We start from the raw sequence: 13,094 nt of genomic DNA, 5'->3' as shown, positions 1-13,094 counted from the left end.
GCCCCGGACGATCTGGCCCTGGCCATCCCCGGCACCACCGTGCGCGGCCGCGCCGCCCGGGTCCTGCCGCAGGACCGCCCCGACACCACGAGCTGGGCTCCGCACACCGCCGAGTCCCGCCCCACCGCCGCCGCGACGCCGGGGCTGCCGGGCGTCGTCGGGAGCCCGGCGGTGCGCCCGCCCGGCGCCGCCCACCTGACGGACGCGCAGGTGGCCGAGCTGGGCCGGGAGCTGGACGCGATCCGCGACGACGTGCTCGCCCGCCGCGGCGCCTCCGACGCGGCCTACATCCGCCGCGTCATCCGCTGGCAGCGCCGGCTCGAGCTCGGCGGCCGCGCCCTCCTGCTCAACGCACGCCACCCCGCCGCGTTCGTGGCGGGCACAGCCATGCTCACGGTCGCGAAGATCGTGGAGAACATGGAGATCGGGCACAACGTGCTCCACGGCCAGTGGGACTGGATGCGCGACCCGGACATCCACTCCACCACGTGGGAGTGGGACTTCGTGACGCCGTCGCGGGCGTGGCAGAACACCCACAACGACCTGCACCACCGCTGGACCAACGTCGTCGGCAAGGACCGGGACGTGGGCTACAACGTGCTGCGCATGGACGAGTCCGAGCCGTGGCAGCCGCGGCACCTGCTCAACCCCGTGATCAACGCGGGGCTGGCGCCGATCTTCGAGTGGGGCATCGCGCTCTACGACCTCGAGCTGGACCGCGTGCAGAGCGGCGAGAAGTCCCGCGAGGAACTGATGACGGATCTGCGCTCCGTGGGCGTCAAGGCCGCACGGCAGTTCGCGAAGGACTACGTGGCCACGCCGGCCGTCGCCGAGGTGCTGACCGGCTCGGGCAAGGCCGCGCTCGTGGGCACGCTGCTCGCCAACGGCCTGCGCAACATCTGGGCGCACGCGGTCATCTTCTGCGGGCACTTCCCGGAGGGTGCGGAGACGTTCTCCGAGGAGATGGTGGACGGCGAGACCCGCGGCGACTGGTACGTGCGGCAGATGATCGGCTCCGCGAACATCTCCGGTTCGAAGCTGATGCACTTCATGACCGGCAACCTCTCCCACCAGGTGGAGCACCACCTGTTCCCGGACCTGCCGTCCAGCCGGTACGCCGAGGTGGCGCCCAGGGTCCGGGAGATCTGCGCCCGCTACGGCCTGCCCTACACGACCGGCCCGCTGCTGCGGCAGGTGGGCTCCGCGTGGAAGAAGGTGTTCCGGCTGGCGCTGCCGTGAGGCGGGAGGGGCGGGCGCCCCTCCCACCGCCGCCCTCGGCTCAGCCCTTCACGCCGCCGGCCGTGAGGCCGGAGACGATGTACCGCTGCAGGAACAGGAACAGCGCCATCACGGGCAGGGCTGCCAGCACGGCGCCGGCCGCGAACACACCCCAGTTCTCGGAGCGGGTCTCCGAGACGTAGCCGTAGAGGCCCACCGCGAGCGTCTGCGCGGACGGGTCCGTGAGCACCACGGAGGCGATCACGAACTCCGAGACCGTGGTGATGAAGGACAGCAGGGCCACCACCGCGAGGATGGGGGTCACCAGGCGCAGGATGATCGAGAAGAAGATCCGCGCGTGCGAGGCGCCGTCGAGCTTGGCAGCCTCGTCCAGCGACGGCGGGATGGTGTTGAAGAACCCGTACATCAGGTACGTGTTCACCCCGAGCGCGCCGCCCAGGTACACGAGGATGAGGCCGAGCTGCGAGCCGATGCCCAGGACGGGCACCAGGTTGCCGATGTAGGTCAGCAGCAGGAAGATCGCCACCACCGCGAGCAGCTGCGGGAACATCTGCACCAGCAGCAGCGTCAGCAGCCCCACGCGGCGGCCCGTGAACCGCATCCGGGAGAACGCGTAGGCGGCCAGGGCGCCGAGGAACACCGTCATCACGGACGTGATGACGCCGATCACCATCGTGTTGAGGAACCAGCGGCCGAAGGGCCGGTTCGGGTCGCTGAACAGGTCCACGTAGTTCTGCCCGCTGAACGAGGAGAACAGCCGGTTCGAGCTCGCCATCGTGCCGGTCGGGTCGAGCGACGCGGACAGCACGTACAGCAGCGGGAACAGTGCGAACGCGCTGGCCAGCACGCCCACCGCGTGACGCCAGCCCAGCTCCCGCATCCAGCGGCCGAACGAGCGGCGGCGTCGTGGCGGGGCCGGGTCCTCCTCCCAGCGCAGCGGGTCCGTCTCCTGCTGCGCCAGGGCGGCGGCGAGGGGCGAGGTCGGGGCGTCCGGCCGGGGCCGTCCGGAATCCTGGGGGATGCTCACTTGTCGATCTCCTCGAGCGCCTTGGTCTGCCGGAAGCTGATCGCCGAGATGGTCGCCACGATCAGGAAGATCACGATGGACAGGGCGGAGGCCAGGCCGTAGTCGCGCCCCACCCCGCTGAACGCCGTCTTGTAGACGACCGTGATCAGCAGGTCTGTGGCGCCGATGTTCGAGCCCGCGTCGGGGAACCGCGGTCCGCCGCCGGTCAGCATGTAGATGATGTTGAAGTTGTTGAAGTTGAACGCGAACGAGGAGATCAGCAGCGGCGCCACCGAGACCAGCAGCAGGGGCAGCTTGATGGAGCGGAAGATGCGCCACGGGCCGGCGCCGTCCATGCGGGCGGCCTCGTCCACGTCCTCGGGCAGGGACTGCAGGGCGCCCGTGGTCACCAGGAACATGTAGGGGAAGCCCAGCCACAGGTTCACCACGAGCACCGACAGCCGGGCCAGCCACGGGTCGGTGAGCCACGGGATGTCCGCGCCGCCGAAGAACACGGTGTTGACGAAGCCGAACTCCGGGTTGAGCAGGCCGGCCCACACGAGGCCGGACAGGAACGCCGGGAACGCGTACGGCAGGATCATCATCACCCGGTAGACCTTCTTGCCGCGCATGTCCGAACGGTTGAAGGCGATCGCCAGCAGCAGCCCGACGGCGAACGTCGTGGCCACGCTCAGGAACGCGAAGGCGAAGGTCCACACGGTGACCCGCAGGAGCGGGTCGCGCAGCTCGGGGTCGGTGAACGCGCGCGTGAAGTTGTCCAGGCCGACGAACACCCGCCAGCCGGTCTGCAGCGTGCTGCCGTCGTCCGCCTGGAACTGGCCCTCGCCGTTGTCCCGGTACTCCACGCCGCTCTCGAGGTCCGTGAAGGTGTCCCGGGCCTCGTCGTACTCCAGACGCGGCGCGTACACGTACCCGCGGGAGCCGTCGCGCGTCTCCAGGGTGCCGTCCGCGGCGTCGTCGCTCAGCGGGACCTTCAGGCGGGCGACCTGGTCCTGACGCTGCAGCAGGTCGCCGAACCGCAGGGTGGTGTACCCCTCCACCCCCACCGGCTCCCCGTCCTGCATCTGGGCCTCGACCGGCTCCAGCGCCTGGTCCGCGCCGCCGAGGACGGGCTCCCCGTCCCGCAGGGTCAGCAGGTAGAGGTCGCCGCCCTCCTCCAGCACCGTGATGTCGTACACCGGGGAGTCCGGCACGCGGATGGAGGAGGAGCGCTGGATGATCTCGATCGCCGCGGCCTTGTCCGAGTTGTGCCCGGCGCCGTAGTTCGTGAAGGCGACGTAGGAGGAGTAGACCACCACGAACACCTGGAACAGCATCAGGAAGAACAGGCCGGGGGCGAGGTACTTGGCCGGCAGGCCGCCGCGGCGCAGGTAGATCCAGTTGATGCCGATCGTGACCGCCAGGGTCAGCGCGAACACCACCCAGTCCCCCGCGGCCGCGAGCTGGAACAGCAGGAACGCCGCGAAGGCGTCCACGAGGCCCAGCAGGACGATCTTGGCCAGCGTGCCGCCGAGGCCCTCGGTACCCCGGGCGTCCGCACGACGACGGCGGCCCGGGCCGGTGCGGCGCGCGGCGTCGTCGAGGGCGGCGGTGGCGGCGTCGGACCGGTCCGACGCGGTGGAAGACGGGCTCATGGTTCCTCATCCGGCCCGAGGGCCTGCCGTGGAAGGGGGGGATGCGCGCCCCGAGGGCGCAGGGCCACGGTCCGCCTCCGGCGTCCCCGCGGGGACGCCGGAGGTGGACCGCGCCGGATCACTGGCCGATGCGGCCCTCGATGTCGGAGATCATCTTCTGCCAGGTCTGGACCGGGTCGCCCTCGCCCTTGATGATGCTCATCTCGGCGCCGCCCCAGAACTCGAACACCGCGCCCATCTCGGGGGCCGCCGGCATGGGGACGCCGTTCTCGCCGATCTCGCCGAACGCCTTCACGGTCTCGTCCGAGGCCGCCTTGTCGAAGGAGGCGGTCAGCGCCGGGGGACGCTTGCCCTCGGCGAAGAGCGCGTCCTGGGCCGCCTCGGTGGAGAGGTAGTTGACCACGAACTCATTCGCGGCCAGCTGGTTCTCGGACTCTGAGGAGACGAAGAAGGCGTTGACGCCCACGAACGGCTGCGCCGGCTGGTCGCCCATGGACGGGATGGCCTCGACCTCGAAGTCGACGCCGGCCGCCTCGGCCTCCTCGATGTTCCACGGGCCGGTGATGAAGTAGGCCGCGTTGCCGGAGTTGAACTGCTCCTTGGCGATGTCCGCGGTCATGTTCGGGTTCAGCACCCCGGACTCGCCGTACTCGGCCAGCTTCTCGGCGAAGGCCTCACCCTCGGGCCCGCCCATGGCCAGCGAGCCGGTGTCGTACGAGCCGTCCTCGGCCTGCTTGAACACGGGGGCGCCCATGGAGGTCTGGAACGGGTACAAGTGGTACGGGTCGCCGTTGACGGCGTCCAGGCCCACCACGAACGGGTACTCGGCCTCGCCGGCGTCGACGGCCTTCCGGCCCTCCGCGATCATCTCGTCGAAGGAGGCCGGGGTGGACTCGGCCAGCTCGGTGTTGCGCAGGATGGCGATGTTCTCCACGGAGTACGGCACGCCCCAGGTCTGACCCTCATAGGTGACGGCCTGCACGGAGGACTCCACGAAGTCGCCGGCTCTCTCGCCCAGCTCAAGGGGCTCGATGGTGCCGTTCTGCACGAGCGAGCCGATCCAGTCGTGGGCGCCGACGATCACGTCCGGGCCCTCGCCCGTGGGGTTCTGGGTGATGAAGTCGTCCTTCATCGTGGAGTTGTCCTTGACCACGAGCTCCACCGTGATCCCGGTGTCCTCCTTGAAGTCCTCCGCCACGGCCTGCAGCGGCTCCTGGCGGTTCTGGTCCACCCACATGGTGATGGTGCTGGCGCCGGCCTCGGAGAGGTCCTGGCTCGGGGACGCGGTGGCCGTGCCCTGCTCGGTGGCGCCGGCCGGGGAGGAGGACGCCGGGGCGGAGGAGCCGCCGCCGCACGCGGTGAGCGCGAGGGCGGAGAACGCCGCGGTGAGGGTCAGGCTGAGCGGGCGGCGGAAGAGGCCGCCGGTCGTCGTCGACTGCATGATGTGCCTTTCACGAGGGGTGGCCCGCGGCATGCGCCGGCCGTTGCGTCGCCGACGTGGGCCCCGCGGTGAGACGGCGCCTGCCCCCGGCGGCTGAAGGAGTCAGTCCCCAGGAGTGTAAACGCTTCCACTGTGATATGCCACACAGAGGTGCGCTCCCGCATGAACACGGGCATGCGGGAGTGGGGGCGGAGGTCAAGACCGGCTGAAACCGGAATGGAAGCGCTTCCACCACCGCGCCTGCCGTGCCGTACTCTGGTGCCACGCATCGACCCCCGGCCCGCCGCCGTCGTGCACCCGCCCCGCCGCAGAACCCCATGAACCGGGAGGAGGACCGCCGATGGTCGGCATCAAGGACGTCGCCCGCATGGCCGGGGTCTCCACCGCCACCGCCTCCCGCGCCCTCACCGGCTCCGGCCCCGTGGCGGCCGCCACGCGCACCCGAGTCCAGGAGGCCGTCGCCACGCTCGGCTACGTGGCGGACTCCGCCGCTTCTTCGCTCGCCTCGGGCCGCACCCGCAACATCGGGCTGGTGACCCCCTCCGTCCACCGGTGGTTCTTCGCCGCCGTGCTCGAGGGCGCCGCGGACGAGCTCGTGCGGCACGGGTACGACCTGACGCTCTACGACGTCGGCCAGGACCCGGAGCGTCGATCCACGGTCATCTCCGACCTGCTGCCCCGACGGCGGCTGGACGCCCTGATCACCCTCTCGTTCCGGCTGAGCGTGTTCGAGTTCGCCGGACTCGAACGCCTCGGCCTGCCCGTGATCGCCGTCGGCGGCCGCCTGCCGGCGGGTGAGACCCTGCCGGACTGGTTCACCGCCGTCCAGGTGGACGACGCCCGCGCCGCACGGATGGCCACCGAGCACCTGCTGGAGCTCGGACACCGGGACATCGCCTACGTGGGCCGCGTGGACGAGGACATCGAGTTCCAGGTCAGCACCGAGCGCACCCGCGGGTTCCTGCACGCCCTCGCCGCCATCGGGGTGCGCACGCCGGCCGACTGGATGGTGCCCGCGGACTTCACCATCGGCGGCACCTACCACCAGGCGCGCGCCCTTCTCGCCGACCCGCGGCGCCGGCCGACGGCGGTCATGTGCATCTCGGACGAGATGGCCATGGGCACCTGGATGGCAGCCCACTCCCTGGGGCTGCGCGTGCCCGAGGACGTGTCCGTGATGGGCCTGGACGGCCACCCCGAGGCCGCCCGCCTGGGCATCAGCACCGTGGACCAGAACCCGCTCGAGCAGGGCCGCCCTGGGCTGGTACGCGCTCACCGGTCGGGCGCCGGGCGCCGCCGGGCATCGGGCGCCGCTGCCCGTCCTGGTCCCCGAAGCGTCCCCCGAGCTCGCGCTGCTGCTCGATGCGGCGCTCTCCCCGGACCCGGCGGCGCGGCCGAGCGCGGAGGAGGCCGCCGCAGCCGTATACGCGACGGCCCGGCCCGAGCCGGTCCCGCTGGGAGAGGCCGCCCCCGCCGAGGTGGCGCACCTGCTGCCCACGGTGCTGCCGGGCTCCGGGCCCACGCGGCGACGCCGGGGACGACGCACGGCTCCGAGACGGCGCGCGCTCGCGCGCCGACGGGGGGCGGCGCCACGCCGGGGCGTCCTCGTGGCCGCCGGGCTGGCCACCGCGCTGGCCGTCGGCGGCGGCACCGCCGGGCTGTGGTGGCCGGCGTCCCTGGGCGACGCGACGGAGGGGGCGCCGGAGCCGGCGGGCGCGGTGCCGGCCGGCACCTCGGTGGACGCGGCGCGCCCGGCGGACGGGACGCCGGAGAGCGGGACGCCGGCGAGGGTGCCGGACGCGGGTGCCCCCGGGGAGGACGCCGCCGGGGAGGACGCCGTCGACGTGGGCGAGGCGCTGGCCGCGGTCGGCCACGCCCGGACTGCCGCGCTCATCGACCCGGAGCCTGCGCGACTGGACGCCTACGCCGTGCCCGGGGGACCGGCGTGGGAGAACGACCGGGATCTGCTGCGCCGGCTGACGGACGAGGGGTTCGCCTTCTCCGGCCTCGAGGTGACGGTGGAGCAGGCCGGACCCGCCCGGCGGGCCGGGGACGACGCGCTGCGTGTCGACGCCGTGCTCCGGACGTCGGCCCACACCGTGCTGGACCGCGCGGGACGCGTGGCGGCGCATCGGGAGGCGACGGCCGAGGAGGTCGTGCTGGTCCTGCGCAGCGGCCACGGAGAGGGCCCCGAGGGGCGGGACGGCGGCGCGGCGGGTCGGACGTGGCGGGTCGAGACCGTCGATCCGCGCTGACCCCGGGCCCGGATCCAGCGCCGGAGGCCGGCGGTCCAGACGGGGGGACGCCGCGGGCCCCGGGGAGAAGCTCCCCGGGGCCCGCGGCGTGGTGCGGCGTCAGCCGCCTGGGCTGATCACTGCCAGAGGACGGCGACCAGGATGTTCACCAGGCCCAGACCGCCCACCGCGTGGGCCAGGCCCGTGGGCACGACCTCCCCGCGGTTGGACTTGCGGCGGCCGATCAGGGCGGCCACGAAGACGATGACGCCGATCAGGAACTTGACGCCCAGCTTCATGTGGTTCGGCTCCCCGCTCATGGCGAGGCCGAAAAGCACCACGCCGGAGACGATCATGCCCACGGAGCCCCACCACTGCGAGGTGGTGACGGTCGGGTTGCGGAAGTGCGCGAACCAACCGCCCACGATCGCTGCGGCGGACACGATGTGCACGGCCACCAGGATGCTGTGCAGGATATCCACAGTCCTTCTCCCTTTCCGTCAGAGACCCAGCTCGTTGGCGAACTCGCCGCCCTCGAGACGCTGACGCAGCGTCGTCAGGAAGCGGCCCGCGTCGGCCCCGTCCACCAGGCGGTGGTCGTAGGTCAGGGACAGGTACATCATGTGGCGGATGGCGATCGAGTCGTTGCCGTCCGCGTCGGTCACCACCATGGGGCGCTTCACGATCGCACCGGTGCCCAGGATCGCGACCTGCGGCTGGTTGATGATCGGCGTGTCGAACAGCGCGCCCACGGAGCCGATGTTCGTGATCGAGAACGTGCCGCCCGAGAGCTCGTCCGGCGAGATCTTGTTCGTGCGGGTGCGCTCGGCCACGTCGGCGATCTTCTGGGCGAGGCCCGTCAGGTTCAGGGAGCCGGCGTCCTTGATGACGGGCACCAGCAGCCCCTTCTCCGTGTCCACGGCGATCGCGATGTCCTCGGACGCGTGGTAGGTGATCTCCTTGTTGTCCTCGGAGAACGACGCGTTCAGCTTGGGGTGCTGCTTGAGGGCCTCGGCGACCGCCTTGGTGATGAACGGCAGGTACGTCAGGTTCACGCCGGCCTGCTGCTGGAAGGAGGCCTTGGCCTTCTTGCGCAGCTGCACGATGCGGGTGACGTCCACCTCGTGCACCTGGGTGAGCTGGGTGGACAGGTCGAGGGACTCGCGCATGCGCTGGGCGATGACCTGGCGGATGCGCGGCGCCTTCTCCACCTCGCCGCGGACCGAGGGGTCCACGGAGGAGCTCGCGGCCGGGGCGGACGCAGCGGCCGGGGCCGACGACGGGGCGGCAGCCTCGGAGGCCTGCTCGGCCGGAGCCTCGGACCCGCCCGCGGCGGCCTGCGAGGCCAGCGCGGCGGCGAGCACGTCCTGCTTGCGGATGCGGCCGCCGACGCCCGTGCCGCGGACCGTGGACAGGTCCACGTTGTTCTGGTGGGCCAGGCGGCGCACCAGCGGGGTCACGTAGCCCTGGCCGGGCTCGGTGGCGGAGGGCGCCTCGGCGGACTCGGCCTGCGCGGAGTCGCGCTCAGCGGACTCGCGCCGGGAGGCCTCCTCGGACGGGGACGCCTCGGGCGTCTTCTCCGACTTCTCGGCGCCGGCGGCCTCGGCGGCCTCCTCGGTCTCCTCGGGGGCCTCGGCCTCGGTCGCCTTGTCCTCGATCTCCTCGGCGGACGCCTCGTCCTGACCGGAGGAGCCCTCCGACGGGGCGGAGCCGCCGCCGGCGGAGCCGGAGCCGACGAGCGCGAGGACGGCGCCCACCTCGACGGTGTCGTCCTCCTCCGCACGGATCTCCAGGAGGGTGCCCGCCACGGGGGAGGGGATCTCGGTGTCGACCTTGTCGGTGGAGACCTCGAGCAGCGGCTCGTCGACCTCGACCTCGTCGCCGACGGACTTCAGCCAGCGGGTCACGGTGCCCTCGGTCACGGACTCGCCCAGCGCGGGCAGGGTGACCTCGGAGGCCTCGCCGCCGGCCGACGGGGCCCCGTCCGAGCCCTGGTCGGTGGAGGCGCGCTCCTCCGGAGCCGGCTCGCCTGCGGGCTCCTGCTGGGCGTCGTCCTGCTGCGCCTCCTCGACGGCGGGCTCCTCGGCCGCGGCGTCGTCCTCCGACGCGTCGGCGGAGCCGCCGCCGGAGCCGTCGCCGATCGTGGCCAGCGGGGCGCCGACCTCGACCGTGTCGTCCTCCTCGACCAGGATCTCCTCGAGCACGCCGGCCACGGGGGACGGGATCTCGGTGTCGACCTTGTCGGTGGAGACCTCCACCAGGGGCTCGTCGACGGCGACCTCGTCGCCGACGGCCTTGAGCCAGCGGGTCACGGTGCCCTCGGTGACGGATTCGCCCAGGGCGGGCAGGTTCACGGTTTCAGACATGGTTCCGATGCTCCTCATGAGGGGTGGGCGCCGGGGGCGCCCACCCGGGGTTGCGAGGTGGGCCCGACGCACGGGCCCGGGATGGTCAGTGCGGTGGGTCAGCTGTGCAGCGGGTGGCCGAACAGGGCCATGGCGGCCTCGCCCAGGGCCTCGTTCTGCGTGGGGTGCGCGTGCACGAACTGGGCGACGTCCTCGGGGTAGGCCTCCCAGTTCACGATGAGCTGCGCCTCGCCGATCTGCTCGCCGATGCGCTTGCCGATGCCGTGCACGCCCACGATCGGGCCGTTCTTCTGGCGGATCATCTTGATGATGCCGCCGGTGCCGAGGATCGAGGACTTGCCGTTGCCGGCCAGGTTGTACTCGGCGACCTCGACGTTGTCCTTGCCGAACTCCTCCTCCGCCTTGGGCTGGGTGTAGCCCACGGACATGATCTCCGGCTCGGTGAAGGTGACCTTCGGGATGTTGATGTCCTCGACGACCATCGGCTTGTTGCCGGCGATCTCCTCGGCCACGAAGATGCCCTGCTGGAAGCCGCGGTGCGCCAGCTGCAGACCGGGAACGATGTCGCCCACGGCGTAGATGTTGCCGACGCCGGTGTGCAGACGCTCGTCGGTGAGGACGAAGCCGCGGTCCATCTTGACGCCCTGCTCCTCGTAGCCGAGGCCCTCGGTGTTCGGGCCGCGGCCGACGGCGACGAGGCAGACCTCGGCCTCGAACTCCTTGCCGTCCGCGAGGGTCACCTTGACGCCCGAGTCGGTCTCCTCGACCTTGTCGAAGAACGTGCCCAGGTTGGTCTTGATGCCCTTCTTCTTGAACTCGCGCTCGAGGACCTTGATGATCGCCGGGTCCTCGTTGGGGACCAGGGTCTTCAGGCCCTCGATGATGGTGACGTCGACGCCGAAGGAGTTCCACAGGGACGCGAACTCGGAGCCGATGACACCGCCGCCGAGCACGATGGCCGACTTCGGGGTGTAGTCCAGCTCGAGGGCCTCCGTGGAGGTCATGATCTTCTTGGAGATGGGCAGGCCCATGGTCTTGGCCACGGAGCCGGAGGCCAGCACGATGTTCTCCGCCGTGTAACGGGTGCCGTCGACCTCGACCTCGTTCTTCGAGACGAGCTTGCCCTCGCCCTCGATGACCTGGACCTTGCGCATCTTCAGCAGGCCGGCCAGGCCCTTGTGCTTGCCGGCGACGATGCCGTCCTTGTAGTCGCGCACCTTCGCCATGTCCACGGACTCGAGGGTCGCGTTGACGCCGAACTTGGCGGCGTTGCGGGTCTCATCGGCCACCTCGGCGGCGTGCAGGTAGGCCTTCGTGGGGATGCAGCCCCAGTGCAGGCAGGTGCCGCCGACCTTGGACTTCTCCACGAGGGCGACGGACTTGCCGTACTGCACGGAACGCAGGGCTGCGGCGTACCCGGCGGAGCCACCGCCGAGGACGAGGACGTCGAATTCCTGAGCGGTTGCCTTGTCGGCCACGGTGTTGCTCCTTGGTGCTGGGGTCGGTGGATCGTGGTGGTGGTGCGTCACCGCCACCCCCGGCCGTCGGCGGCGGGCCGCGCGGCCGGGGACGCGGTGGACATCGGGACCAACCTTACCGGGCACGCCCCTCGATGAGACCCACCAGGGTCCGCACCATCACGCCGGTGGCGTCCTGCGGGGTGTAGCCGTACGCGGCCGACTCGTTGAAGGAGGGGCCGGCGATGTCGAGGTGGGCCCAGGGGGTCCGTGCGGCGGCGTCGCCCTCCGACCGTCCGGCGTCGACGAATTCGCGCAGGAAGGTGGCGGCGGTCATCATGCCGCCGAAGCGGTCGCCCATGTTGGAGATGTCCGCAACGCGCGAAGTGAGCGAGGCGCGCAGCTGCTCCGGCAGGGGCATGCCCCACGCGAGCTCCCCGGCCGCGTCGGCCGCGGCGACGACCTCGTCGCGCAGCGCGTCGTCACCCATGACGCCCGTGTGGCGCACGCCGAGGGCGACCAGCTGGGCACCGGTGAGGGTGGCCACGTCGAGCACCGCGTCGGGTCGCTCGTCGGTGGCCGCCACGAGGGCGTCGGCCATGACGACGCGGCCCTCGGCGTCCGTGTTCATGACCTCCACGGTCTTGCCGCCGTACATCGTGATGACGTCGGACGGGCGGATGGCGGTGCCCGAGGGCATGTTCTCGGCCAGCGCCAGCCAGCCGGTCACCTTCACAGGGACGTCCAGGGCCGCGGCGGCGCGCACGACGGCGAAGACGGTGGCGGCGCCGGCCATGTCCGACTTCATCGTCATCATCGAGGCGGCGGGCTTCAGCGAGATGCCGCCCGTGTCGAAGGTGATGCCCTTGCCCACCAGCGCGATGTGCGCGGCGGCGTCGGCCGGCGCGTGCTCGATGCGCACGAGCCGCGGCGGGCGGGAGGAGCCCTGGCCGATCGCGAGGATGCCGCCGAAGCCCTCGGCGCGCAGGCGGTCCTCGTCCCACACGTCCACGCTCACGGACGAGTCCGCGAGGTCCTCCGCGACGGCGTCCGCGAACGTGGCCGGGTAGAGGTGCGAGGGGGCCGTGTTCACCAGGTCGCGCACGGCGCAGACCGCGTCGCCCACGACGGCGGCCCGGCGCAGCACGGGGTCGGCGTCCGCGGCGGCGAGCGGGGTGACGACCTCGACCTCGCGGACGGGACGGGACGTGTCCGTCTCGGCGCGGGCGCGCTCGGACTTCTGGGCGGTGAAGGCGTACGCGCCCAGGACGGCGCCCTCGGCGACGGCGGCCAGTCGGGCCGGGGTGTCGGCCGGCAGGGCCAGGGCCACGGCGTCGGTGCCGGCCAGGGAGCGCACGGCAGCCCCGGCGGCGCGGCGCAGGGACTCGTCCGCGGCCTCGCCGTCGTCGTCCAGACCGCCGACGCCGGCCAGGACCAGCAGCGGCACCGGCACGCCGCCCAGGCCCGGCAGGCGATGGACCTCGTCCTCGGCGCCCCGCACGCCCAGCAGCTCGAACGAGGCCTCGAGGGCGGTGGCCGCCTCGGCCGGCAGCGCGTCCGTCAGGAGCACGGGGCCGTCCGGGCCGGTGCCCACCCCCACCACGAGGGCGGAGGCGGTCAAGTCCTCCAGGGCGCGGGCGGTCAGGGTCGGGCGGTCCAGGGTGATCACGGACGGGCCTCTCTTCCGGGGGTGGGG

The 13,094-nt window shown here is 72.2% G+C and carries 9 protein-coding genes and 1 pseudogene; 3 read left to right on the top strand and 7 right to left on the bottom strand.

Annotation, left to right across the window (positions count from 1 at the left end; genetic code table 11):
• The coding region (locus J1M38_RS10460) for an acyl-CoA desaturase (protein ID WP_206501240.1) at nucleotides 1-1,239 on the top strand (1,239 nt) is incomplete at its 5' end.
• Between the two features lie 40 nt (nucleotides 1,240-1,279).
• Here J1M38_RS10460 and J1M38_RS10455 read toward each other — a convergent pair.
• The 3 genes from J1M38_RS10455 to J1M38_RS10445 all read right to left on the bottom strand — a co-directional run bounded on the left by J1M38_RS10455 (nucleotide 1,280) and on the right by J1M38_RS10445 (nucleotide 5,341).
• On the bottom strand, nucleotides 1,280-2,176 hold the full coding sequence (locus J1M38_RS10455; protein ID WP_205810729.1) for a sugar ABC transporter permease: 897 nt from the start codon (nucleotides 2,174-2,176) through the stop codon (nucleotides 1,280-1,282).
• An 86-nt stretch (nucleotides 2,177-2,262) separates the two neighbouring features.
• On the bottom strand, nucleotides 2,263-3,900 hold the full coding sequence (locus J1M38_RS10450) for an ABC transporter permease subunit (RefSeq protein ID WP_020624872.1): 1,638 nt from the start codon (nucleotides 3,898-3,900) through the stop codon (nucleotides 2,263-2,265).
• Nucleotides 3,901-4,018: 118 nt separating this feature from the next.
• Nucleotides 4,019-5,341: a maltose ABC transporter substrate-binding protein gene (locus tag J1M38_RS10445; RefSeq protein WP_044659341.1), complete on the bottom strand. Its 1,323-nt coding sequence runs from the start codon at nucleotides 5,339-5,341 to the stop codon at nucleotides 4,019-4,021.
• Nucleotides 5,342-5,681: 340 nt separating this feature from the next.
• Between J1M38_RS10445 and J1M38_RS12275 the strand changes: the two are divergent.
• Together J1M38_RS12275 and J1M38_RS12270 are read left to right on the top strand one after the other, a co-directional pair.
• Nucleotides 5,682-6,539 (top strand): annotated as a pseudogene (locus J1M38_RS12275) (LacI family DNA-binding transcriptional regulator); the annotation flags it as partial.
• 409 nt (nucleotides 6,540-6,948) lie between these two features.
• On the top strand, nucleotides 6,949-7,596 hold the full coding sequence (locus J1M38_RS12270) for a hypothetical protein (RefSeq protein ID WP_241253806.1): 648 nt from the start codon (nucleotides 6,949-6,951) through the stop codon (nucleotides 7,594-7,596).
• Between the two features lie 116 nt (nucleotides 7,597-7,712).
• Here the strand turns inward: J1M38_RS12270 and J1M38_RS10430 are convergent, their stop codons facing one another.
• The 4 genes from J1M38_RS10430 to J1M38_RS10415 all read right to left on the bottom strand — a co-directional run bounded on the left by J1M38_RS10430 (nucleotide 7,713) and on the right by J1M38_RS10415 (nucleotide 13,067).
• Complete coding sequence (locus J1M38_RS10430; RefSeq protein ID WP_010078527.1) at nucleotides 7,713-8,057, bottom strand: hypothetical protein; 345 nt, start codon at nucleotides 8,055-8,057, stop codon at nucleotides 7,713-7,715.
• An 18-nt stretch (nucleotides 8,058-8,075) separates the two neighbouring features.
• Nucleotides 8,076-9,941 carry a 2-oxoglutarate dehydrogenase, E2 component, dihydrolipoamide succinyltransferase gene (gene sucB, locus J1M38_RS10425; RefSeq protein ID WP_044659522.1) on the bottom strand — a complete coding sequence of 622 codons (1,866 nt, stop codon included), beginning with the start codon at nucleotides 9,939-9,941 and terminating at the stop codon, nucleotides 8,076-8,078.
• A 98-nt stretch (nucleotides 9,942-10,039) separates the two neighbouring features.
• A complete protein-coding gene (lpdA, locus tag J1M38_RS10420; RefSeq protein WP_036383063.1) occupies nucleotides 10,040-11,419 on the bottom strand; it encodes a dihydrolipoyl dehydrogenase in 1,380 nt (459 codons plus the stop codon).
• A 115-nt stretch (nucleotides 11,420-11,534) separates the two neighbouring features.
• Complete coding sequence (locus J1M38_RS10415) at nucleotides 11,535-13,067, bottom strand: leucyl aminopeptidase (RefSeq protein ID WP_044659535.1); 1,533 nt, start codon at nucleotides 13,065-13,067, stop codon at nucleotides 11,535-11,537.
• Nucleotides 13,068-13,094: the final 27 nt, after the last annotated feature.

Origin of the sequence: Micrococcus sp. KRD070 (assembly GCF_017168435.1) — a bacterium.
Lineage (GTDB): Bacteria > Actinomycetota > Actinomycetes > Actinomycetales > Micrococcaceae > Micrococcus > Micrococcus luteus.
The sequence above is the reverse complement of the archived record's forward strand: the minus strand, read 5'-3'. Positions and strand labels throughout refer to the sequence as shown.

Excerpts from the sequence above, each read along its gene's own strand:
- J1M38_RS10450 (WP_020624872.1), bottom strand. The coding sequence starts at position 3,900 with ATGAGCCCGTCTTCCACCGCGTCGGACCGGTCCGACGCCGCCACCGCC.
- J1M38_RS10445 (WP_044659341.1), bottom strand. The coding sequence starts at position 5,341 with ATGCAGTCGACGACGACCGGCGGCCTCTTCCGCCGCCCGCTCAGCCTG.
- sucB (WP_044659522.1), bottom strand. The coding sequence starts at position 9,941 with ATGTCTGAAACCGTGAACCTGCCCGCCCTGGGCGAATCCGTCACCGAG.